Source organism: Pedobacter sp. Hv1 (assembly GCF_001412215.1).
Lineage (GTDB): Bacteria > Bacteroidota > Bacteroidia > Sphingobacteriales > Sphingobacteriaceae > Pedobacter.
The window spans coordinates 164,622-187,817 of the sequence record NZ_LLWP01000005.1; the positions used below are offsets into that span (position 1 = coordinate 164,622).

The 23,196-nt window shown below is 36.1% G+C and carries 21 protein-coding genes; 7 read left to right on the forward strand and 14 right to left on the reverse strand.

What is annotated here, in order from left to right:
• Nucleotides 1–208 precede the first annotated feature (208 nt).
• Nucleotides 209–736 carry an adenine phosphoribosyltransferase gene (locus AQF98_RS12335; protein ID WP_055132265.1) on the reverse strand — a complete coding sequence of 176 codons (528 nt, stop codon included), beginning with the start codon at nt 734–736 and terminating at the stop codon, nt 209–211.
• A gap of 1 nt (nt 737) precedes the next feature.
• Nucleotides 738–1,649 carry a helix-hairpin-helix domain-containing protein gene (locus AQF98_RS12340; protein WP_055132266.1) on the reverse strand — a complete coding sequence of 304 codons (912 nt, stop codon included), beginning with the start codon at nt 1,647–1,649 and terminating at the stop codon, nt 738–740.
• A gap of 70 nt (nt 1,650–1,719) precedes the next feature.
• On the opposite strand from AQF98_RS12340, the gene AQF98_RS12345 reads away from it, so the two are divergent.
• The gene (locus tag AQF98_RS12345; RefSeq protein WP_055132267.1) at nt 1,720–3,471 is read left to right on the forward strand and encodes a lysophospholipid acyltransferase family protein; all 1,752 of its coding nucleotides are present in this window, start codon (nt 1,720–1,722) and stop codon (nt 3,469–3,471) included.
• A 184-nt stretch (nt 3,472–3,655) separates the two neighbouring features.
• On the opposite strand, the gene AQF98_RS12350 is transcribed toward AQF98_RS12345, so the two are convergent.
• A complete protein-coding gene (locus AQF98_RS12350; protein WP_152969703.1) occupies nt 3,656–4,168 on the reverse strand; it encodes a hypothetical protein in 513 nt (170 codons plus the stop codon).
• 98 nt (nt 4,169–4,266) lie between these two features.
• On the opposite strand from AQF98_RS12350, the gene AQF98_RS12355 reads away from it, so the two are divergent.
• Nucleotides 4,267–5,481, forward strand: coding sequence for a hypothetical protein (locus AQF98_RS12355; RefSeq protein WP_369816919.1), 1,215 nt, complete (start codon nt 4,267–4,269; stop codon nt 5,479–5,481).
• Here the strand turns inward: AQF98_RS12355 and AQF98_RS12360 are convergent, their stop codons facing one another.
• The 11 genes from AQF98_RS12360 to rpsT form a co-directional block, all read right to left on the reverse strand.
• Nucleotides 5,482–5,811 carry a hypothetical protein gene (locus tag AQF98_RS12360; protein WP_055132269.1) on the reverse strand — a complete coding sequence of 110 codons (330 nt, stop codon included), beginning with the start codon at nt 5,809–5,811 and terminating at the stop codon, nt 5,482–5,484.
• A gap of 145 nt (nt 5,812–5,956) precedes the next feature.
• On the reverse strand, nt 5,957–7,399 hold the full coding sequence (locus AQF98_RS12365) for a hypothetical protein (RefSeq protein ID WP_055132270.1): 1,443 nt from the start codon (nt 7,397–7,399) through the stop codon (nt 5,957–5,959).
• A 101-nt stretch (nt 7,400–7,500) separates the two neighbouring features.
• A complete protein-coding gene (locus AQF98_RS12370; RefSeq protein WP_235524225.1) occupies nt 7,501–10,284 on the reverse strand; it encodes a TonB-dependent receptor in 2,784 nt (927 codons plus the stop codon).
• 112 nt (nt 10,285–10,396) lie between these two features.
• A complete protein-coding gene (locus AQF98_RS12375) occupies nt 10,397–10,897 on the reverse strand; it encodes a DUF962 domain-containing protein (RefSeq protein WP_055132271.1) in 501 nt (166 codons plus the stop codon).
• A 200-nt stretch (nt 10,898–11,097) separates the two neighbouring features.
• The gene (gene rny, locus AQF98_RS12380; protein WP_055132272.1) at nt 11,098–12,660 is read right to left on the reverse strand and encodes a ribonuclease Y; all 1,563 of its coding nucleotides are present in this window, start codon (nt 12,658–12,660) and stop codon (nt 11,098–11,100) included.
• Between the two features lie 206 nt (nt 12,661–12,866).
• Nucleotides 12,867–13,157 (reverse strand): cell division protein ZapA, encoded by a 291-nt coding sequence (locus AQF98_RS12385; protein ID WP_055132273.1) that lies wholly within the window; start codon nt 13,155–13,157, stop codon nt 12,867–12,869.
• A gap of 32 nt (nt 13,158–13,189) precedes the next feature.
• Nucleotides 13,190–13,480, reverse strand: a complete 291-nt coding sequence (locus AQF98_RS12390) for a hypothetical protein (RefSeq protein WP_055132274.1) — start codon at nt 13,478–13,480, stop codon at nt 13,190–13,192.
• Nucleotides 13,481–13,586: 106 nt separating this feature from the next.
• On the reverse strand, nt 13,587–15,986 hold the full coding sequence (pheT, locus tag AQF98_RS12395; RefSeq protein ID WP_055132275.1) for a phenylalanine--tRNA ligase subunit beta: 2,400 nt from the start codon (nt 15,984–15,986) through the stop codon (nt 13,587–13,589).
• Nucleotides 15,987–16,144: 158 nt separating this feature from the next.
• Nucleotides 16,145–16,984, reverse strand: coding sequence for an endonuclease/exonuclease/phosphatase family protein (locus AQF98_RS12400; protein WP_082435031.1), 840 nt, complete (start codon nt 16,982–16,984; stop codon nt 16,145–16,147).
• A gap of 71 nt (nt 16,985–17,055) precedes the next feature.
• On the reverse strand, nt 17,056–17,754 hold the full coding sequence (gene radC, locus AQF98_RS12405; RefSeq protein WP_055132276.1) for a DNA repair protein RadC: 699 nt from the start codon (nt 17,752–17,754) through the stop codon (nt 17,056–17,058).
• A 148-nt stretch (nt 17,755–17,902) separates the two neighbouring features.
• Nucleotides 17,903–18,157 carry a 30S ribosomal protein S20 gene (gene rpsT, locus AQF98_RS12410; RefSeq protein WP_055132277.1) on the reverse strand — a complete coding sequence of 85 codons (255 nt, stop codon included), beginning with the start codon at nt 18,155–18,157 and terminating at the stop codon, nt 17,903–17,905.
• A gap of 255 nt (nt 18,158–18,412) precedes the next feature.
• On the opposite strand from rpsT, the gene AQF98_RS12415 reads away from it, so the two are divergent.
• The 5 genes from AQF98_RS12415 (at nt 18,413) to AQF98_RS12435 (ending at nt 23,155) form a co-directional block, all read left to right on the forward strand.
• Complete coding sequence (locus AQF98_RS12415; RefSeq protein WP_055132278.1) at nt 18,413–18,991, forward strand: phosphoribosylglycinamide formyltransferase; 579 nt, start codon at nt 18,413–18,415, stop codon at nt 18,989–18,991.
• 210 nt (nt 18,992–19,201) lie between these two features.
• Nucleotides 19,202–19,510, forward strand: a complete 309-nt coding sequence (locus AQF98_RS12420) for a hypothetical protein (RefSeq protein ID WP_055132279.1) — start codon at nt 19,202–19,204, stop codon at nt 19,508–19,510.
• A complete protein-coding gene (locus AQF98_RS12425; protein ID WP_055132280.1) occupies nt 19,507–20,163 on the forward strand; it encodes an ATP-binding cassette domain-containing protein in 657 nt (218 codons plus the stop codon). The genes AQF98_RS12420 and AQF98_RS12425 overlap by 4 nt, the downstream gene beginning before the upstream one ends.
• 125 nt (nt 20,164–20,288) lie before the next feature.
• Nucleotides 20,289–21,815, forward strand: a complete 1,527-nt coding sequence (purH, locus tag AQF98_RS12430) for a bifunctional phosphoribosylaminoimidazolecarboxamide formyltransferase/IMP cyclohydrolase (protein WP_055132281.1) — start codon at nt 20,289–20,291, stop codon at nt 21,813–21,815.
• Nucleotides 21,816–22,132: 317 nt separating this feature from the next.
• Nucleotides 22,133–23,155 carry a rod shape-determining protein gene (locus AQF98_RS12435; RefSeq protein ID WP_055132282.1) on the forward strand — a complete coding sequence of 341 codons (1,023 nt, stop codon included), beginning with the start codon at nt 22,133–22,135 and terminating at the stop codon, nt 23,153–23,155.
• Nucleotides 23,156–23,196: the final 41 nt, after the last annotated feature.

Below are 23,196 nucleotides of genomic sequence, written 5' to 3' on the forward strand. Positions count from 1 at the left end.
GCAAATATTACAACAGATTTAGCATATTAAAATTGCGTTAAAAGTAGAATGTTTTGGTATTCGGTTCAATAACCTATTGCATTAAATAGTGACCCGAGAAATTTGTCGGAAATATTTTTTTTATTTTTTTGAAAAAAAATGAGCTGACCTATCCAATTATAGTCACTCAGGTTAGTATCGACACTAAACTGAATAATTAAAGATGGATTTAAAAGGCAGCTAAAGAAAACGTATGTTGACTAAAATTGCTCAATCTTTCGCGTCCATTTAAAAAATCAAGGCTAATTAGAAAAGAATAAGCAGTCACTTTTGCATCGAGCTGCTCAACAAGTTTGGAGGCCGCCACTACAGTTCCGCCGGTAGCGAGCAAATCATCATGGATCAATACATTTTGCCCAGGTGCAAAAGCATCCTCATGTACTTCTAATGTTGCACTTCCGTATTCTAGATCGTATGATTGTTGGATGGTTTTATAAGGAAGTTTACCTGCCTTGCGAATGGGCACAAAAGGTACATCTAAAGCCAGCGCTAAGGCCAGACCAAACAAAAAACCCCTACTCTCTATTCCGGCAACAACATCTATTTTAACATCGGCCAGTTGATCCTTTAATGCAGCGGTAATTTCCTTGCACAATTGTGGATCTTTTAGAACAGGTGTAATGTCTTTAAATACAATCCCTGGTTTCGGAAAATCAATTACATCTCTTAGGGTTTGTTTAATTTTTGCTTCAATCATTTTAGAAAGTTAGATACGGTGCTAGTTGTTTAATTATTTGTGCGTCCAAGATAATAACTTTCTTCAGATCATCCATGTTATTATAGCTACCGTGTTGTTTTCTATATTGAATAATGGCATTGATCTGTTTGTATTTGAGGTAAGGATGATTTTTCAGGTCATCAAACGTGGCGGTATTGATATTGATCTTAATGATATTTGCCGGATTGATTTTAACCTGGTCTTTGATTTCGTTAAACTTTACACTATCCAGTCCATACACCTCCATAAGCTGTTCCTTTTTATAAAAGCCACCCAGCTTATCGCGATATTTCACAATCCTTCTTGCAAAAGCTGGCCCGATACCTTTGATTTCGTCTAATTGAAGGGTATCTGCACTATTGACTTCTACAATTACCAGTTCTTTTTTTGCTGGAATAGAAGCGGGTGGATAGTTTTGCTTTTGATGGGCTAGCCCAATATTTTCAATAGAGACATAAGGGGCAAGCTCTTTATATTTTTTAGCAGAGATGGTATACATTTTCTGTAGGTCTTCAGTTTTGTAGAACTTACCAGCTTTGTTTCTATAATTAATAATAGCTTGTGCCTGTTTTAAAGAAAGGCCCAGTTTTTGCCAAGTTATTGCATCAATTTGATTGGGATCGAACTTAAATAACGATGCACTAACTACCGATTCGCTATCTTCTATTGCTGTACGTATTTTGGTGTAGTTGTCTTGAGCCTCCTGCTGGTTTACAAAAACCAACTTTTGCAAGACATTTTTTTCACTAATTGATATATTTTCAGACTTTATAAAAAAAGAAGTGTAAGCATAAGGCAAAACACTTACAGCCAATAAAATAGCCATTAAGGCCAATAAACCGTTGTACTCTCGCTTTGTAAAGCCAAAGTAGTTATTTAACCAATTTTTCATAGATAGCATAGGTACTATAAATATAAATCTTATTTTTGAGATTGCTTTACAATTTAAAATCTGCCATTAGATGAAGATCATAACAACAAAAGAATTTGCCAAAGCAACCAAGATAGACAAACTAGGCGTTCCAGGTCTTGCTGCTTTATTGATGGAGGTAATGAAACTGAACGATATCAATAAAGTATTTTCTCAAAACGAACATTTTGCTGGTTTAGAGTTCGTCGACAAAATTTTAGAGACCATTGGGGTAACCATTGATTTTGATGAAGACGACTTAAAAAACATCCCTAAAACTGGTGGTTTCATTGCTATTGCCAATCATCCGTATGGTGGTGTAGAAGGCTTGGCATTGGTAAAGCTATTGTGTACGGTTAGGCCAGAAGCTAAGGTGATGGTTAACTTTATCCTTAAAAAAATACCGAACCTGAGCGAATTTTTCGTTGCCGTAAATCCTTTTGAAAACGTTCAACACTCTTCAAGCATCAGTGGTTTAAAAGCAACTTTTGATCTGCTAAAAAGCGGAACTCCACTTGGTATATTCCCAGCTGGAGAGGTTTCTACCTTTAATTTAGAAAGCCAAGAAGTAACCGACAGACTTTGGCACCCGGTAGTGGGCAAATTAATTGCCAAAGCTAAGGTGCCAGTTGTGCCTATTTATTTTCATGGCAATAATGGCGTATTATTTAACATCTTGAGTTTTCTACATCCAACTTTAAGAACTGCAAAACTGCCTTCAGAGTTTTTAAATAAACAAGGATTAAACATCAAAGTACGTATTGGCAAGCCAATTAAAATTGAAGATGTTTCTTATAAAAACAATACCAATACCCTACTTGATTTTTTAAGGGCCCGAACCTATGCCTTAGGTACAAGTTTAGAAGAAGAAAAAAAACTCTTTAATCCGATTAGTCTTTTTAAACGAAAGAAAAAGCCTGAACAGATTGTGGCCGAAACAGATCGCAATCTAATTGTAAAGGAAGTTGAAAAGTTGGACAGCTTTAGGGTTTGGGAAGAAAAAAACTACCATGTTTACATTACACCAACGGCAAGTATCCCTAACATATTAAGAGAAATTGGCCGTTTACGCGAAATTACATTTAGGGAGGTTGGCGAAGGCACCAACAAAAAAATAGACTTAGACAATTACGATATCTATTACAACCACTTGTTTATTTGGGATACTGACCAGCAAAATATCGTTGGTGCTTATCGAATTGGCAAAGGCGATGAAATTTTGAACATGTTAGGTCGTAGGGGTTTTTACTTATCTGAGCTATTTAAGATCAAAGAACCTTTTTATCCTATTTTACGTCAAGGGATAGAATTGGGTAGATCTTGGATCAGAAAAGAATACCAACAAAAACCATTGCCTTTGTTCTTATTATGGAAGGGGATTTTGAAATATCTTGTAGAAAATCCAAAATACAGGTACATGTTTGGGCCAGTAAGTATCAGCAACAATTTTTCTAAATTCTCGAAATCGCTGATTGTAGATTACATTACGAAAAACCATTTCGATTATGAACTGGCACATTATGTAAAACCTAAAAACAAATTTAAGGCCGACTTAACCCCTATTGATACGGATTTATTGATAGAGAATAGCGAATCGCTAAAGGATTTAGATGGATTAATTGGAGATATTGAGAACTCCCATATTAAAATCCCAGTATTATTGAGACAGTACATGAACCTGAATGCAAAAATTATCTGTTTCAATATAGACCCTAAGTTTTCAGATTGCCTAGATGGATTTTTGGTAGTAGACTTACATCAAATTCCGGCCGAGGTGCTAGAGAAAATTGGTAAAAACTTTTAATGTTAAAATTCAATATAAAAACAAAAGCCCTGACATCCATCGGGGCTTTTTGTTATCAACTAACCTAAACTTTATATTAAATATTAACCAGATATTTAACGTTACAAAAGTAAGCTAGCCATGTTAAGCCTTTGTAAAATAGTTATTATTTAAACATTATTTAATATGAATAAGTTTAAACCACCTAAAAATTTGGAGTAAAATATTGCTTAACGTATACGGTATGTTTAACTGTTGGGTTGTTAACACCCTCCATTAATATCGTTGCTTCTATTAACCATTTACTTTGGTTTGCTGGTTTTTCTGGTGTTAGGTTTTTACCTTTTACCGATCCTCCAACAGGCTTAAGCGCAACATAATCGCAACTCAAACAAACCTGATAATATTTTACCTTGCCATTTTGGATATCCTTATCATTCAAAGTAAATTGTTGAGTATCCATCGGCGCCTTTATAAACAAGCTAACCTGCGAAGCCCCAATCGTATTCTCTACCAAAAACAAACGATAATCACCTGGTATTACAACAATGGGCGATTTGTCAAGATCTGACTTTTCAGTAAACAGATATTTACAAGAGGCTCCTTTTTCACAGCTGGTCAAATCTTTCTCATCGATATTCAACTCTTTTTCTTTGCTACAGGATAAACCCAAGATTAGGATGATGCCAAGCATGAACAGATTTAGTTTTTTTAACATAGTTTCCGCTTTTATCATTGAAACGTATAAATTCTAATAAACGCAACACTAAGCATGTTAATTTTACGTATATTTAATATGAAATTATTGTTAAGGAATTGAAAAAGCAAATTGGGTTGATGGTTTATAGGGCACTGATCATTTTTGGATTGGTGTTTTGTGGTGCCCAAGTAAATGCACAAAACTATAGTTTCGAATTTTATGAGGGTACTTTCAACTTTGAAGCCGACTCTACCATCAACATTGGTTTTAACGAAGAGTTGAGCAACCAATCTATCCAGAAATTCTACCAACAGATCAATACGGGGCATTATCAAGGGTTGATCAGCTCATTAACTACCTATAAAGAAAAATATAAATTAAATGACTGGCTGTATTATCAGTTGATCAGAAAAACTGCTCAACAATTGAGTCCTAAGGCCGATAATTATAACCGTTATACTTTGTACAAATGGTTTTTAATGACCAAATCTGGCTTTGATGCCAAATTGGCTATCGGTAACAATCAGATCATTTTCTATGTACGCAATGATGAAGATATCTCTGATATTCCCTTTTTCATGATTGACAACAAAAAGTACATGTGCCTTAATTACCATGATTACGGAAAGTTATTTAAGGGAGATGGCGTTTATAAACCCGTAAATCTTACTATACCTGAAGCCACGAATGATTTTAGTTATAAGGTAACCAGAATGCCTGATTTTAAACCTGAGGCTTATGAAGAAAAACAAATTGCATTTAACTACAAGCATAAGGCCTATCACTTTAAAGTAAAAGTAAATAAAGAAGTCTCTACCATTTTTGAGAATTACCCTGGAGTAGATTTTGCTACCTATTTCAATATTCCTTTAAGTCATGAAACCTATCAATCACTCATCCCCATTCTTAAAGCCAATTTAAAGGGGATGAATGAAAAGAAAGGAGTTGATTATTTAATGCGTTTTACCAGGTATGCTTTTTTGTTTGAAACAGATGAAGACAATTTTGGCAAAGAAAAACGCCTATCGCCAGAACAGACCTTACTTAATCAATATAGCGATTGCGATGATCGGGCTGCTTTGTTCTTCTATTTGGTAAAGGAAATCTATAATTTACCAATGATTGCCCTGCTTTATCCTACCCACATTACCATGGCGGTTCAATTTGACAAGCCAGTTGGCAGCAATTCTATTATATACAATGGCAAAGCTTATACTGTTTGTGAGCCTACCCCGCAATTAAAAAACTTAAAGGTTGGAGAGCTTTCTGCCAGTTTAAAAAATAAACCATACGAAGTGGTTTACCATTATGAGCCGCCGTTAAACAAATAATTAAAAGCGGCCGCCTATGCCTATCTTAGTTTTATCTTGAATTGAGATATAAACCATAATAGGTCCTAGCAAAGCATCTTGAGTAGTTCCAAACCTCACACTAACTGATTCTGGGTTTTCGGCACTTGGTCTTAGTACTGGTGCAGTTTCCCAGTTTGTATTTACGGTAGCTTTTTGTGTTGCGTTTAGGTAGTTCCAGGCAATGGTTCGATATTCTTGATCAGTAATTTCTGTCTTATCCTTTTTACAGGCAGTCATAGACATTAAAAATAAACTGAGTACCATTACCATTTTGCCAGAAAATTTTAAAAGATTGTTTTGAGTTTGCATAGTTTTTTTTATTAGTTTATAATGAATACGGCAACCATGTGCAATTCGCTACAGCCTCTATATTAAGTTTATGTTAAGCTTTTTAACAAAAAATAAGCCCGCAATGCTTTAGACACGACGGGCTCATTTTAAATATTTAAATTTCTTATTTTACAGCTCCTGGAGTTGTATAAGTTAATACCTGAGGATCAACACTAGCCCAACCAGCAGCCCAATCTGTTGTACCAAAAGCACCTCTGTAAGCTACTTTCTCGAAGAAAGTACCAGAAACTTTAGCATCAGTAAATACTGCACCAGTTGCAGCAGCAGAACCAGCTGCTACTGTAAAGTTAGCTGTACCTAATGTTGCACCAGCTCCAAAATCTTTTGGATATAGATAAGCATTGGTAAATAATCCACCTGCAAAGCTTGTTTGAGCAAAAGTATTGTTTGCACGTAAACCAGTTTCGATAGTTGCTAAAGCAGCTGCATTACTTACACTTACTTCTGTAGTTTTAGTACCATAGATCAAGTTGTTAGCTAATACCAATGAACCTGAAGTATAGTTTGTTGAAGTTGCACCAGCAGTAGCAACTTTAGTGTCGTCAATATAAATTCCAACTGGGAAACCAGAGATTACCGAGTTTAAGATACTGATTGAAGAGTTGCGACGAATTTGTGCACCATTTTGATAGTTAGCGTTTAATGAACCACCAGCTGCTCTAATTGGACCTAAAATGGTAACATTAGAAAATACAGCAGAAGTTTTTGGTGTTAAGTTAGAACCATTTCCATCGTTATCAGATTCGAAACCATTTGATCCAGATTGATCTGCAACTGTAGACACACGCTGAGCTAATGCAAATTGAACATTACCTGAATAACCAAAGTCAGTATCAAAATCATCGTCCCAAGTACCAATAGCTAATAAGTGTTTTGCATTTACTGTACCACCAAACCATTCAAAAGCATCATCACCTGAACGATAAACTTGGATATAATCTAATGTAGTACCGTTACCAACGCCACCCATTGTTAATCCATTGATCTCATTATCTACAGAGAATGCAATACCAGCATATTCGATACGTACATATTTTAAAGTACCTGAATTATCAGCAGGATCAGTACCACCATAATAGATATAAGCTTTATCTTCACCACCTTTTGGATCTTTCAAGCCACCTTCGATTTTTACATCAGTACCTTGGTTTACTGGAGCTTTACCTAATAAGATTACACCACCCCAATCTCCTTGGCTACGTGCACCTGCAGGTAATGCAGAAGTAAATACAATTGGTTTATCAACTGTTCCTGTTGCGTTGATTTTAGCGCCACGAGTAACAATTAATGTGGCTTGAGTAGCTTTATCTCCTTTGATAATTGTTCCTGGCTCGATAGTTAATGTTGCACCATTACTTACATAAACAAAACCTTTTAATAAGTATATTTTGCTTGCAGACCAAGTTGTGTTAGTAGTGATCTCTCCAGTTACCTCTACTGTATTTGCAGCAGCTGGATCAACAGGTTCATCAACGATCGTGTTTTTTTTACATGAGGTCGCAAATAAGACAACCGATAATGCCAATAATAAAATCTTGTTTTTCATTTCCTTTTTGAAATTTTCTTTTATGAATTAATTAATACAAATAGATTACTTTAAGTTATCTTAATAGTTAAGCATACATTAACAATGTGTTAAGGTGTTAACTAAAATGAGTAAGTAAATGATAATGAAACGTTTGTGCCCGGCTTGAATGACATAATGGTTTCGTCACCACCATTGGCATCGTACTTTTTATTTTTATTGTAATCGAAATAAACTGTATTTCTTTCACTCAAAATATCACCAACATTCAATTTAAACTCTCCTTTGGTTTTCATCACTTTATAACCTGCCTGGAAATCGATTACATTTCTTGGTGCTTCCCAAGTACTAGGGAAGTTGATACCACTGGCCTGAATAATCCTTCTTCCAATTCTGTTGTAAAGTAAATTGAAATTCAATTTATTGGCCAAGGTACTATGTTGTAAACCTGCATTAACTACATAAGGAGATTGACCAACCATTGGGCGGGTTTTGTCTATATAGTTTTGATCGTCTGGGTTTTTAACTTCAGATTTGATCAATGAGAAGTTGACATAAGCTGTAGTGTTTTTAAGGAATGGTGTCTCATCAATAAAACTTAAGTTTTTACGTGCTTCTAACTCTACTCCATAAGTAGTGGCCTTAGCTGTATTGAAATAAGAAATATCTGGTGTAGAGATTACATCGTAACGATATGACTCGATAGCATTGGTAAAGTGTTTATAGAATAGCGATACCGAGAAAATTTCACCTGCATTTGGATAAGTTTCAAATCTTAAGTCGGCATTATCTATTGCTGTTCTCTTTAAGTTAGAATTACCTCCTTGGTTTGCCAACAACTCATAATCATAAAATGAAAATGGTGCCAACTCTCTAAACTCTGGTCTTGCTAATGTACGGTAATAAGAAACTCTTAAATTGCTTTTTGGTGTTAAGCTATACGTATAGTTTACAGATGGTAAAACATCTAACTGGGTATCATCTACCAATTGTTTGGTAGTATTCAATTTCACGTTGTAATTTTCTACCCTCACACCATATACTACTCTTGATTTTTTTCCAATTTTTTGATCTAACATTGCATAACCATAATTGGTAAGTGAAGTAGCGTTGTAATTATCAGCTGGAGTACCGATCTCACTTAATTTATAAACTCCAGATTGGATTAATGAAGGAGAAAAAATCTGATCTACAGGTAAAGCTCTGATTCTGGCTTGTTGATCTGCGTCATTGCTATTCAACTCCATACCTAAAAATCTAGCTAAGAACGTACGCTCTCTGTATTGAGAACCTAAACCGATTTTTAAATTTGTAGTGCTTTTGAATAATTGGAATGGGGTACTATAATTTACATCACCAGAATAGATATTCTCATTTAGGTCTGTAAATAACCTTGTATTTTCTTTTCCTAGTGAGGTAATATTTGCCTGATAAGGAACATTTGGATCATTTTGAGCAGCAATTGCTTTTGCGTAATTGATTTTTAACTGGTTAGGCTGATTGTTTAGAATGTTACTGAAAGCAACAGTCCATTTCAATTTACTATTTCCTTCTCCAATTTGATGATCACCTTCTAATGTACTCTTAAGCAATGATTTTTGCATTACATCATATGCATAGAATTTATTTACTGTAGTAGAACCCAAGTTAATACCTGTACGTTCCATATAATTATCATCATAACTACGGTTATAGATATTTTTAAAGCTGATCTTGTTTTTACCAAAACTATAGGCAAAGTTAGCTAGGGCGCCTAAATTGGTAGAAAAACGATATTGATTATCGCGATAATTATATACGTAGAATGAACGATTTACATCTTCATTAATCGTTTGTGAGTTGCGATAGGTTAAAGAAAACAAAGCACCTAAACGGTTATTGTTCTCAAAATGTTTAACCCTACCAATGTTAAACTGATAATTCTGGCCAGGTAAAGCCGGTGCATTTTTGATGCTCAGGCTATTTGGCAACGATTTTAGTGCTGCAATATTCTTGGCAGGTGTTAAGCCAGCAACGATCTTAGCTCTTGTAGGGAAATTATCAGCCAGTTGTTTAGAACCATCATCAAAGCCTAAATAGTTTAGCGCATTTTTACTTGTTGCTAAAAAATCTTTAAAGGTCGATTGGCTATTGTAACTATAACCTAAGCCAAAAGACAAAAAGTTTTGATCTGGGATATCTTTTGTAGTGATCTGAACTGCTCCACCTGCAAAATCTGCTGGTAGATCTGGAGTAGCCGTTTTACTGATTGTAATTTTATCTACCAAGTTCGAAGGCACAATATCAAATGAGAATGCTTTACGGTTTGGCTCTGTACTTGGTAAGGTAGAGTTGTCTAATGAAGCAGAGTTGTAACGATCGCTCAATCCCCTAACTACCACAAACTTGTTATCTTGAATGGTTGCACCACTTACACGTCTTAACGCTTCTGAAGTATTTTTATCTGGAGATTTCTTAATCTGGTCACTTGAAATCCCATCTGATATAACAGCACTGTTTTTCTGTTGTGCATATAATGAATTAACAGATTCTTGTTTAAAACTTGCGGTTACCACAATTTGATTCAACGTTTGAGAGGTTTCCTCCATTACGATATTCAATGTAGTTGTTGCGTTTGCTTTGACTTCTACATCAGTAATGCGTTTGGTTGAATAAGTAATATAAGTAATCTCTAAGGTATATTTTCCATCGGCTAAACCAGTAAGGATATATTTACCATCAACATCAGTACCTACAGCTTTTGTAGTACCTACAATTTTAACAGCAGCACCAATTAGTGTTTCTCCTGTTTTTTTGTCTGCTACTGTTCCTGAGATTTTTCCAGTTCCCTGAGCGAAAACTGCAGCACCTATTGCTACAAATAGTAATGTAATAAATGCCTTTTTAAGAGTTAGTTGTGATTTCAATTTGCTTGAATATTTGTTTCAGCAAAGCTATTACCACAATGTTAGCCGTATGTTAGCTGTAAATTACCATTCGTTTACCCGTAGGTTAACAAATTGTTAAATGGCCAGAGTTTCAGTATTTCAAGCCTATTTTTTTACAGATAAAATGCAATAACCAAATCGGACCGATTAACAAAAACTTAACATCATCTAAAAATGAGGGCTTTTTACCTTCAATTTTATGTCCGATGAATTGGCCAACCCAGGCCACTACAAAAATAACCAGACAAGACAACCAAACTGCTGGCCCACCATCTGCAGCCCATCTTTCTAACAGAATGATAAAATAAGACATGAGACCAATTACCCAAAGCATTAAAAATGAGAGCACTGGCGAAAGTGTATAATAGTAATAGACAGAAAAAGCGATGAGAAATGAAGCCCAATTTAAAAAAGTAGCATATTGACCCAAAAAGGCCAAATGCGGAAATGGAATAGCCCAAACCATACCCAACAGGCTAAAAACAATTAATGGCACACAGATCCAATGGATAAGCTCATTGGTATGGTTTTGATGACTTTCTGCATATTTATCAAAATAAACATCTACAGGGCGTTTGGCTGTTTTTTCCATTTTACAAGTTTTATTTCCAATTGTCAACGAGGTATCCTTCGACAAGCTCAGGATGACAATATTGGGATAGATTTATATAAAAATAAAAAAAGCGACAGAAAAACCTGTCGCTTTTATAAAATATTTAATAGCTGTCAGTCTGAGCTTGTCGAAGACTTTTACAAAAACCTACTTCGATAAACTCAGGATGACATGCCTTATTATTTAGCAAAGGCAACTGATCTGGTTTCTCTAATTACCGTTACCTTGATCTGACCTGGGTAGGTCATTTCAGTTTGGATACGGTTAGAAATATCGGCTGCTAATAACTCTGCCTGTTGGTCGGTTACTCTTTCACTTTCTACTACCACCCTTAATTCTCTACCTGCTTGTATAGCGAAAGTTTTCTCTACGCCTGGGTAAGACAACGCCAATTCTTCTAATTCTTTTAAACGTTTGATGTAACTTTCTACTACCTCACGTCTTGCACCAGGTCTTGCTCCAGAAATAGAGTCACAAGCCTGAACAATTGGAGAGATCATTGAAGTCATTTCAATTTCGTCATGGTGGGCACCAATGGCATTGCAAACTTCTGGATGCTCTTTATATTTTTCGGCCAATTGCATCCCTAAAATTGCGTGTGGCAATTCTGGATTATCATCAGGCACTTTACCTATATCGTGTAACAAACCTGCACGTTTGGCCATTTTTGCATTTAAACCTAACTCTGCTGCCATGGTAGCACAGAAATTAGCTACCTCGCGAGAGTGGTGCAATAAGTTTTGTCCGTAGGAAGAACGGTAACGCATACGTCCAACCATTCTGATCAATTCTGGGTGTAAACCATGAATACCCAAATCGATAACCGTACGTTCGCCTATTTCTACAATTTCATCCTCAATCTGTTTCTTGGTTTTAGCCACTACTTCTTCAATACGAGCAGGGTGAATACGACCATCTGTTACCAAACGGTGTAAAGCTAACCGGGCAATTTCTCTTCTTACCGGATCGAAACCAGATAGAATAATTGCCTCAGGAGTATCATCAACAATGATCTCAATACCAGTTGCTGCTTCTAAAGCACGGATATTTCTTCCCTCTCTACCGATTACACGACCTTTAATCTCGTCGTTATCAATATGGAAAATGGATACTGAGTTTTCAATAGCCGCTTCTGCAGCAGTACGTTGGATAGTTTGGATTACTACCTTTTTAGCTTCTTTGCTGGCAGTTAATTTCGCTTCATCAACAATATCTTTCACCTGCATCATGGCTTGAGAACGTGCTTCAGACTTCATGTTCTCTACCAATTGGTTTTTGGCTTCTTCTGCACTTAAACCTGCAATAGTTTCCAATTGTTGAACGTGTTGTTTCTTCAATACATCTACTTCTTCTTGCTTTTTAACAGCTAAAGTAGTCTGTTTCTCTAAATTATTGCGATGGTTATCTAATTCTTGTTCCTTACGGTTCATGTTCTCCAACTTCTGGTTAAGCGATTGTTCTTTTTGCTTAATGCCATTTTCGCGTTGGTTTACTTCGTTATTTCTAGAGTTTACTTGCTGCTCGTGTTCTGCTTTCATTTGCAAGAACTTCTCTTTTGCTTCTAATAATCTATCCTTTTTTAAGATTTCGGCATTGCTTTCTGCATCCCTCAATATCTTTTTCGCTTTATTCTGTGCGGCAACTTCCTGCTGTTTTAACAGATTACGCAGCAGGTACCTCCCCACTACAATCCCAGCAACCAAGCTGACCAATATACACCCTATTATTCCTATTATGTCCATTTCAAATTATATAAAAAAACCGTCACTAAATTATTATGTTTCCTGCGCACTGTTTAAAATATAAGCACCATATAGAGACCTTATATTAATTACAGAAATATTGAAACATAAAAATTTAGCCACGGCCAAATTTTGTTAGCTGTTAAGCTTAAAAACATTTAGAACAGTATTTATCTATTGTTTTTAAACCTGTATAAAGAACGTTTTTATTTTGCGAAAAACCCGTTTAATAAACTATCTAATTCCTCCACCTTCTCAGCAACTGCAGAATCTTGGTTTTGCACTTTATGCTCGGTTCTTAAAACCGCTGTTGCATAGTGCAGCACCGCCATTGAAAGCAAATCCTGTTTATCTCTAACCGCATAATTTTCTTGGTAGTCTTTTATACGCTCATTAATAATTTTAGCCGCCCGTCTTACAATTTCTTCTTCCTCAACATTTACCTTTAAAGGGTAAATACGGTCAGAAATAGTTATTTTAATCGAGATTTCTCCCATTTTTGTAGCTTTGTTTCAATTTTTTATATTACTTATTTTTTAAGTAACACTACGCACTTATCTATTTCACGCACAAATTCGTTAATTTTTTGCTTTATATCAAGTGTCTTTTCACTTGTACCCTCAATACTCTTTGCCAATTTCAACACCCTTAACTTCTCGTCGAGGTCTGTATGTTTAATTTTTGCAGCTTCTAAGGCTGCTTTTGTATGTTGGTTTTCTAATTTTAATAAGTCATTTTCTTCTTGTAAAGCATTACATAGCTCAATTAACCGAGCCGTTTTTTGTAATACATTATTTAATTGATCGGCAACCGAAGACATTTTTAAACTTTAAATTATAAAACAACCATTAAAATTCTGTCGTTACTTACCTTGATCTGTCTCTATATAAACCTATTGAGGCAAATTGAGAACGACATCTTTTAATTTATTTTCTTATTTCTGCTTTCGCAGTTTGGGCTAAGTTAGTGATAATCTTTTGCATAATTGCATCGATCTGTTTATCAGTTAACGTTTGCTCCTCATCTTGTAAAGTAAAATTCAGTGCATAAGATTTTTTACCCTCAGGCAATTTATCTCCTTGGTAAACATCAAAAACCTGTACCTGCTTGATCAGTTTTTTCTCTGTTTTAAAAGCGATAGTTTTCAGTTCATCGAAGGTAACCTGCTCATCTACCAACATAGACAAATCTCTTCTTACTGCCGGATATTTAGGCACTTCTTTGTTTACTATTTTGTTTTTGCGAACAGCATCTAACAACAATGCCCAATCAAAATCAGCATAAAATACCTCTTTATCTACACCCGTCTGCTTTCTATCTGCTGCTGTAGCTGCCCCAAAAGAAACTAGGGTTTGAGCACCTCTAAAATATTTCAGGCCATAAGCAAAGTTCTCGTCTTTAATTTCTTCAGACTGATAATTGTTTAATCCTAAACGGCCAATTACGGCATCAACAGCTGCTTTTAGGTTATAAAATGTACTTGGTGTAGTTACATGGTTCCATTGTTCAGCTTGTTTGGCCCCACTAATTAAAACCAATAAACGTGGACGTTCTACATACGTACCCTCAATTAAATGATAGGTTTTACCAAATTCGTAAAATTTAAGGTCTGCATTTTTACGGTTCTGGTTATAGGCTACACTTTCTAAAGCTGGTTGTAAAAGATTCTGACGCATTACATTTAAATCCGAGCTTAATGGATTTAGAATCTGCACTGCTTCTTCTGGGTTTTTAGAGAAAGCCGAACGTGTTAATGAGTTGCACCAAATTTCTAAGAAACCATTTGCAGTAAGCATATCGGCAATTAGATTTTGTACGTTCTCTTTATTTGGCTTTGCTGTATAGGCTAAAGATGCATTTACTTTAGTAGGGATGACGATATTGTTGTAACCATAAATTCTTAAAACCTCTTCTGTAACATCACATTCGCGGGTTACATCAACCTTATAAGCTGGCACCTTTAAACTTAAACCTTCGGCTGTCTCGGCATCAATGGTAATGCCCAAGGCCAAAATAATGGCTTTGATCTCTTCTGCCGGAATAGCTTGGCCAATTAACTTTACAATATTGACATAACTTACTTCTACAGCAAAAGGATTGGTCTTAACTGGATAAATATCAGATACAGTTGATGAAATCTCTCCACCAGCTACTTCTTTGATCAACAAGGCCGCACGTTTTAGCGCAAAAACAGTAATTTCTGGATCTGTACCACGTTCAAATCTAAATGATGCATCTGTTTTCAGGTTATATCTTTTAGAAGTTTTACGAACTGATACCGAATTGAAATAAGCACTCTCTAAAAAGATATTTGTAGTTTGCTCACTCACTCCCGATGTTTTACCACCAAAAACACCAGCAATACACATCGGCTCTTCGGCATTGCAAATCATCAGATCATCTGCAGAAAGTTTACGCTCTACATCATCTAAGGTTACAAATGGAGTACCTTCGGCACATTTTTTTACAATTACCTGTTTGCCTTTAATTTGATCGGCATCAAATGCATGTAAAGGTTGGCCCAATTCATGTAACACGTAATTGGTTACATCTACAATATTATTGATCGGGCGGATGCCGATTACTTTTAATTTATCTTTTAACCAATCTGGCGAAGCTTTTACCGTTACTCCACTAATGCTTACACTGCTGTAACGTGGGCAAGCCGCAGTATCTTCAACTTTAACTTCAATGTTTAAACTTTCATTTTCGGTTTTAAAAGCGGATACATCTGGCAACTGGTAGCTACTGCGTAAATAAGCAGCCAAATCTCTGGCTACACCTAAATGCGATGCTGCATCTGCCCTATTTGGGGTCAAGCCAATTTCAAACACAAAATCATCTTCCATTTTGAAATAAGATTTTGCGGCTATCCCGATTTTGGTATCTTCTGGCAGCACCATAATCCCGGCATGCGAAGCGCCCAAACCAATTTCATCTTCTGCACAAATCATCCCTTCAGAAACTTCTCCCCTAATTTTTGATTTATTGATTTTAAAAGGCTCACCTTCATTCGGAAAAACAGTTGTACCTACAGTTGCCACCACTACTTTCTGACCTGCGGCAACATTTGGTGCACCACACACAATCTGCAAAAGTTCTCCTGTACCCACATCTACCTTGGTTACACGTAAGCGATCTGCATTGGGATGCTGTGCACATTCTGCTACATAACCGATCACTAATCCTTCTAAACCACCAACTATGGGCTGTACGGTTTCCAAGCTTTCTACTTCTAAACCAATATCGGTTAAGATCAAGGAAATTTCTTGTGGAGTTTTATCGGTTTGTATGAATTGTTTAAGCCAGCTGTATGATATTTTCATTTTTGGAGTATCAAGTATCAAGTACCATCTATCAAAACTAACTTCTTGATACACGCACTTGAAAATTTAAAAGGCAAAGATATTATTTAATGCGGAAAGCAGAAAGCTAAAAAGCCAATGAAAAACAATAAAAACGTTATTGGTCTTTAGTTTATTGCCTAAAAGAATAGCTTTGCAAAAATTGGCAAATGGTCTGAATAATACCTTTGATCTTTACTATCCGTGAGCACAGCAAATTTCTGAACTTTAAAGGCCTTGTTCACAAAGATATAATCTATTTTATCTTTCAATGGACTATCCCACTTAAATGCATTAAATGTTCCTGTTGGCCCATAAGGCGGTTCTATAGAAATTTCTTTAGAATCGGTTAAAAACGATTTAATGGTAGCTATGGCTTCAGTTTCTGGTGTAACATTTAAATCGCCAGTAAAAACTACTGGTAAGGTTGGGGCAATCTGTTGAATTTTTTGTTTGATCAATTTAGCCGATTCAATTCTGGCCTGCACCCCAATATGATCGTAATGGGTATTGAAAACAATAAATTCTTTTTTATTTGATTTATCGTACAGTTTTACCCAAGAGCAGATTCTATTTAAAGCAGCATCCCAGCCTTTGCTCGGCACATCGGGCGTTAGTGATAACCAGAAAGTACCTCCATCTTTTTTGACAAAACGATTTTTGTTAAAGTAAATGGCCGAAAACTCTCCTTTGCGCTTGCCATCATCCCTGCCTACCCCCACCACATCGAAATCTGTGTTGGCTAATAGATCGTCAAATTGCTCAGGCAAGGCTTCTTGCACACATAAAATGTCTGCATCGTAAAACCTAACCAACGCTTTTACATTGTCTTTTCTATTTGGCCAAGCATTTATCCCATCTGATGCCACATTTAATCTGATATTGTATGAAATAACGTTGATAGGTTGGTTTTTCTGTGCATTTGCTATCGAAACAATAGACAAATTCATTAATAATAGTACAAGGATTCGCTTCATCATTGCACTAAATTACGAATTGAATGTTAATTTATGAATAAGTAATCATTGCTATCCTTTAAATACAATCAGGTTTACACCCAGCCTTCATCTGCAAAACTCACAAAATAATGATCGGTGATAATAAGGTGATCTACCACTGGTATTTCGAGCAACAAGCCTGCCTCCATCATCTTTTTGGTGATACTGATATCTGATAGACTTGGCTTTAAATTACCTGATGGATGGTTGTGCGCTAAAATAATGGAAGCTGCATTCTGCTCAATAGCAACTTTAAAAATGATTTTTGGATCTACAACCGTGGCCGACTGCCCACCTTTGCTAATAAACTGTTTGCAGATGACCAAATTGGCTCTATTGAGCAATAAAACCCAAAACTCTTCATGTGCCAAATCTGCCAACTCTGGATGAAGAACCAGATAGGCATCTCTTGAAGAGGTAATTTTTTCTAGTCTTTGCTCTTCTTTGTCTTTTCTACGTCTACCCAATTCTAAAGCGGCAACAATAGCAATTGATTTGGCTTCACCAATACCTTTAAATCTTGAAAGCTCTTTTACGGTAAGCTTGGCTACTTTGGCCAAATCATTCTGGCAATGTTTTAGAATACGCTTGCTTAAATCTACTGCTGTTTCTGTTTTATTACCCGAACCTATTAAAACAGCTATTAGCTCTGCGTCTGTTAATTGTCTTCGGCCTTGTAAAAGGAGTTTTTCTCTAGGTCTATCTGCCTCTGCCCAGGCCTTAATGCCTAATTTTTGTACATATTGATCCATCCAATGCTTAAATTTTTAATTTCAATACCAATTGGGATGGATTTTATACTTAAAGATAACTTTTATTATTGACCTTTCTAAAAAAAGCGCACAAAAAAAGCGGCATAACCCAAGGCTATACCGCTTTTTATATCGTTAAAAAAGCGAACTATTTTAAACCGTTAACGAATTTCGTTAATTTTGATTTGTTGTTAGCAGCTTTATTTTTGTGAATTACGTTCTTTTTAGCTAAACGATCTAACATAGAAATTACTTTAGGTAATAACTCAGCACCAGTTTTTTTATCTTCAGCAGCACGTAATCTTTTAATAAAGGTACGTGTAGTTTTTGCTTGATATCTGTTACGTAGACGTTTTGTCGCGTTTGCTCTAATTCTTTTTAAAGACGATTTATGATTTGCCATTCTTGTTTAGCCTTTTATCTTCTATGTTTACTATTTTTCGGACTGCAAATATAGAGTTTATGTTTTTAAAATGCAAAATGCTTTTGAAATATTTTTTATTAATCTGTTATTTTATAAAACTTCACTTCTTTACAGACCCCAAAAATAGGTATAATTTCTGTGTTAAATAATGTTCTGCTACCGCTTACTCAAAAAAAACAGGAAAACACTTCTATTAAAAAGGTAAAATGCTATTTTTGAAAAAAACATCGAATTTTGAAAAAACGTATCGCAATTTTTGCTTCTGGGTCGGGATCTAATGCCCAAAAATTAATGGAGCATTTTAAACGCAACACGGAAGTTGAAGTTGCCTTAGTTTTAACTAACAATCCTGATGCTTATGTGCTGCAGCGTGCTGATAGTTTTGAAATCCCATCTCATATTTTTGACAAGCATGAGTTTTACAAAACAGACAATATTATAGATCTTTTAAAAAATCTTGATATTGACCTCATTGTATTGGCTGGCTTCTTATGGTTAATTCCAAAAAACCTTATCCATGAATATCCTGGAAGGATCATCAATATCCACCCTGCAATTTTACCCAAATTTGGCGGCAAAGGCATGTATGGCGATTTTGTACACCAGGCTGTAATTGAAGCTAAGGAACAAGAAGGGGGCATAACTATCCATTATGTAAATGAGAATTACGATGAGGGTGAATATATCTACCAAGCAAAATACCGTATTGATAAGGGCGACAACCTTGAAATGATTAAATTTAAGGGACAACAACTGGAGCACCTGCACTACCCGCGAATAGTGGAAAGCATTATTAAGAAGATTAAGAAGTAGCTTAAAGCGGAAAGCTGGTGATGAGGTGTAAGGTAAAAGGTGTAGGGCGTAAGGCTTATAACCCATAACCTGTAATACATAACCTACAACTGATAACATATTAAAGAATGTCAGTCTGAGCCTGTCGAAGACAAATGAGCACATTAAATACTGAAAGCCTAAAACGAACAACTCATAATAAATAACTCACAACCTAGAAAGCAAAAAAGCATGGCCAAAATTATCAGGTCGCTCTGTACTTTTTACCACAATTTCTTTTTGGTTGGCTTCATCTTAAGCTTTTGTTGTGGGTATGCTTATCAGTTCTATGGTTGCAACTATAAAACCTTACCTTTTTTATTTTGGTTTAAGGTAATTACTATGGCCATTATCTGGTATGCAGTAACAACAAACAAGCGGAAGGAGTTCTTCTACTATCAGAATCTGGGCATCTCCAAAACATTGTTATGGATGGTAACGCTGGGCATAGATTTCATTTTATTTGTTTCCATGTTAATTTTAGCCTTTAAAATGCAATGAAACATCAATTAGAAGCCGATGGTATTGAGCTCTTTTTTGGTGCTCGAAAAATCCTGGGAAACATTTATATTAAATGTGAAACAGGTGCTATTACTGGGCTCTTGGCTAGAAATGGAGAAGGCAAAACCTCTTTAATGAATATTATATATGGTAGTTTAAAAGCAAATAGCAGTTCGGTGCGTTTTGATGGCATCACCATTGCCAAAGCTTACAAAAGACCCGAACTTCTCACCTACCTACCTCAATTCAATTTTATACCAGCTTCATTGAGCTTAAAAAGGATCTTTAATGATTTTGAGATTTCCTATCCAGACTTTGTAGCTTTTTTCCCTGAATTTAAGGACAGCGAAAACATGAAGATTAAAAAACTATCTGGTGGACAGCGTCGATTGGTAGAGGTTTATGTGATCATTAAATCTAATGCCCAATTTGTAATGCTCGATGAACCTTTTTCTCATGTAATGCCACTACACATCGAAAAGCTAAAAGCTTTATTACATACTGAAAAACAACACAAAGGTTTTTTAATTACCGACCACATGTATCGTCAGATTATAGATGCAAGCGACCAGTTATACTTACTAACCGAAGGAAAGATACATTTAACCAGTACTACCGAAGATATTGAAAGACTGGGTTATGCCCGTTTTTAGCCCATTTTCTGGTTCGTGTGTGCACGAACCAGAAAAACACAAATCAGGAACGTTATTTTATTTAAAAAAGGGTCCAAAAAAACCATCGACTTTTCTTAGCTTTGCGGCTTAAAATTACACCCCCAATGAGTGAGTCAATCAAGATCAAAAACGCTTTAATTTCAGTTTATTACAAAGATGGTTTAGCACCTCTAGTCCAATATTTAGCCCAACAAGGTGTAACCTTATTTTCTACGGGCGGTACAGAGCAATTTATTAAGGATTTAAACTTACCTGTAACAGCTGTTGAAGATTTAACTGGCTACCCTTCTATTTTGGGCGGACGTGTAAAAACATTACACCCTAAAGTATTTGGTGGAATTTTAAACCGTAGAGGTTTAGCAGGCGATCAGGAGCAGATTGCGCAATACGAAATCCCTGAAATTGATTTGGTAATTGTTGATTTGTATCCTTTTGAAGAAACGGTAAAAAGTGGTGGAACAGCTGAAGAGATTATCGAGAAAATAGATATTGGTGGCATTTCATTAATCCGTGCCGCAGCAAAAAACTTTAACGACGTAGTCATTATTGCTTCGAAAGCCGACTATGGCACTTTATTACAAGAATTACAAGAACAAGATGGTGCCACAACTTTAGCACAACGTAAATCGTATGCTAAAAAAGCATTCCACACCTCTTCTCATTATGATACAGCGATCTTCAATTATTTCAATACAGAAGAACCGCTTAATGTATTTAAACAGAGCGTAAATCAGTCGCAAACTTTGCGTTATGGCGAAAACCCACACCAACAAGGAACATTTTATGGCAATTTAGATGAAATGTTTACCAAATTGAACGGTAAAGAATTGAGTTATAACAATTTGGTTGATGTTGACGCTGCTGTAAGTTTGATTGACGAATTTACTGAACCAACATTTGCCATTTTAAAACATACCAATGCTTGTGGTGTAGCCTCGAGAGCTACTGTTTTAGCAGCATGGACAGCTGCTTTAGCTTGCGACCCAGTTTCGGCATTTGGCGGAGTATTGATAACCAACCAAGAGGTTGATTTGGCAACGGCAACTGAGATCAACAATTTATTTTTCGAGGTTTTAATTGCACCTTCTTATCAGCCAGAAGCTGTAGAATTATTTAAGGCTAAGAAAAACAGGGTGATTTTACAAAGAAACGAAGTTGAATTGAGCAGTAAACAATTCAAAACTTTATTAAACGGCGTAATTGAGCAAGATAAAGACTTGAGCTTGGAAGGTGCAGACCAAATGACAGTTGTTACTGAAAAAGCACCTAGTGAGGCCTCGATTAAGGATTTGATCTTTGCCAATAAGATTGTAAAACACACCAAATCGAACACCATTGTTTTTGTAAAAGACAATGTGCTATTGGCAAGTGGTGTTGGTCAAACCTCGAGGGTTGATGCCTTGAAACAAGCAGTAATTAAAGCAGATTCATTTGGTTTCAGCTTAATTGATGCAGTAATGGCTTCTGATGCGTTTTTCCCTTTCCCAGACTGCGTTGAATTGGCAGCTGAAGCAGGCATTATTGCCGTTTTGCAACCAGGTGGCTCAATTAAAGACCAAGATTCTATTGCCATGGCCAACCAAAAAGGGATAGCGATGGTAACGACTGGGGTTAGGCATTTTAAACATTAATTAAAGGAGTCCGAAGTCGGAAGTCTGGAGTCTGAAGTCCTGAGTTCAAAGTTTGGAGTTGGGAAAGGGCTTGCTGATTGGCCAAGTACTACTGCCTTTAAACAATAAACCTGATAGCAGTGGAGCCCAATTTTTAATTGGCGAAACGGATAGCAGGGCTAAAAAGACCGATGCGCACAGGATATTGATTTTCAAATGATTTTGAACAAAATAAATACCTTGTACCGCAGATTTTTTTAATTTTAAATATAATAAAAACACTATTTTTACATTTGAATAGTATACATTAACTAGCATAAAATAATTACGAGATATAAATGGGTTTATTTAATTGGTTTACACAAGAGGTAGCTATTGATTTAGGTACCGCAAACACCCTCATCATACATAACGATAAAGTAGTAGTTGACGAACCTTCGATTGTTGCATTTGACAGACAGACCAACAAAATTATTGCAATTGGCCGTCAGGCGATGCAAATGGAAGGTAAAACACACGATAATATTAGAACGGTTAGACCTTTAAAAGATGGTGTAATTGCAGATTTTAACGCTGCTGAAGCCATGATTAAAGGGATGATTCGCATGTTAAACGGCGGTAAAGGATGGATGTTCCCTTCTTTAAGAATGGTAATCTGTATTCCTTCGGGCATTACTGAGGTAGAAAAAAGAGCGGTTAGAGATAGTGCCGAAATTGCTGGTGCAAAAGAAGTTTACTTGATACACGAGCCTATGGCAGCTGCTGTAGGTATTGGAATTGATGTGGAAGAGCCAATGGGCAACATGATTATCGATATTGGTGGTGGTACCACTGAGATTGCTGTAATTGCCTTATCTGGTATTGTTTGCGATCAATCGATCCGTGTTGCGGGAGATAACTTCGACTCTGATATTGTGAATTATATCCGTCGCCAACACAACATTATGATTGGCGACCGTACAGCAGAAAAGATTAAAATTGAGGTTGGCGCTGCTTTGCCTGAGCTTTCAGATCCACCTGCGGATTTTGCAGTACAAGGAAGAGATTTAATGACTGGTGTGCCTAAACAAATTACTGTATCTTATACTGAAATTGCGCACTGCTTGGATAAATCGATCTCTAAAATTGAAGAAGCAATTTTAAAAGCTTTAGAGATTACACCACCAGAGCTTTCGGCAGATATTTACCAAACTGGCATTTATTTAACAGGTGGTGGTGCATTGTTACGCGGTTTAGATAAACGTGTGGCCGCCAAAACAAAGTTGCCTGTACATGTGGCCGAAGATCCACTTCGTGCGGTTGTACGTGGTACAGGTATCGCTTTGAAAAACATTGGTAATTTTAAATTTTTAATGCAATAAATAGAGTTGCGGGTTATGAGTTAAAGGTTAAAAGTCTAAAC

Excerpts from the sequence above, each read along its gene's own strand:
- radC (WP_055132276.1), bottom strand. The coding sequence starts at position 17,754 with ATGGATCAATATGTACAAAAATTAGGCATTAAGGCCTGGGCAGAGGCA.
- AQF98_RS12375 (WP_055132271.1), bottom strand. The coding sequence starts at position 10,897 with ATGGAAAAAACAGCCAAACGCCCTGTAGATGTTTATTTTGATAAATAT.
- AQF98_RS12365 (WP_055132270.1), bottom strand. The coding sequence starts at position 7,399 with ATGAAAAACAAGATTTTATTATTGGCATTATCGGTTGTCTTATTTGCG.
- AQF98_RS12435 (WP_055132282.1), top strand. The coding sequence starts at position 22,133 with ATGGGTTTATTTAATTGGTTTACACAAGAGGTAGCTATTGATTTAGGT.
- AQF98_RS12350 (WP_152969703.1), bottom strand. The coding sequence starts at position 4,168 with ATGTTAAAAAAACTAAATCTGTTCATGCTTGGCATCATCCTAATCTTG.
- rpsT (WP_055132277.1), bottom strand. The coding sequence starts at position 18,157 with ATGGCAAATCATAAATCGTCTTTAAAAAGAATTAGAGCAAACGCGACA.
- AQF98_RS12390 (WP_055132274.1), bottom strand. The coding sequence starts at position 13,480 with ATGTCTTCGGTTGCCGATCAATTAAATAATGTATTACAAAAAACGGCT.
- rny (WP_055132272.1), bottom strand. The coding sequence starts at position 12,660 with ATGGACATAATAGGAATAATAGGGTGTATATTGGTCAGCTTGGTTGCT.
- AQF98_RS12340 (WP_055132266.1), bottom strand. The coding sequence starts at position 1,649 with ATGAAAAATTGGTTAAATAACTACTTTGGCTTTACAAAGCGAGAGTAC.
- AQF98_RS12425 (WP_055132280.1), top strand. The coding sequence starts at position 19,507 with ATGAAACATCAATTAGAAGCCGATGGTATTGAGCTCTTTTTTGGTGCT.
- AQF98_RS12385 (WP_055132273.1), bottom strand. The coding sequence starts at position 13,157 with ATGGGAGAAATCTCGATTAAAATAACTATTTCTGACCGTATTTACCCT.
- AQF98_RS12400 (WP_082435031.1), bottom strand. The coding sequence starts at position 16,984 with ATGATGAAGCGAATCCTTGTACTATTATTAATGAATTTGTCTATTGTT.
- AQF98_RS12420 (WP_055132279.1), top strand. The coding sequence starts at position 19,202 with ATGGCCAAAATTATCAGGTCGCTCTGTACTTTTTACCACAATTTCTTT.
- AQF98_RS12360 (WP_055132269.1), bottom strand. The coding sequence starts at position 5,811 with ATGCAAACTCAAAACAATCTTTTAAAATTTTCTGGCAAAATGGTAATG.
- AQF98_RS12345 (WP_055132267.1), top strand. The coding sequence starts at position 1,720 with ATGAAGATCATAACAACAAAAGAATTTGCCAAAGCAACCAAGATAGAC.
- purH (WP_055132281.1), top strand. The coding sequence starts at position 20,289 with ATGAGTGAGTCAATCAAGATCAAAAACGCTTTAATTTCAGTTTATTAC.
- pheT (WP_055132275.1), bottom strand. The coding sequence starts at position 15,986 with ATGAAAATATCATACAGCTGGCTTAAACAATTCATACAAACCGATAAA.
- AQF98_RS12335 (WP_055132265.1), bottom strand. The coding sequence starts at position 736 with ATGATTGAAGCAAAAATTAAACAAACCCTAAGAGATGTAATTGATTTT.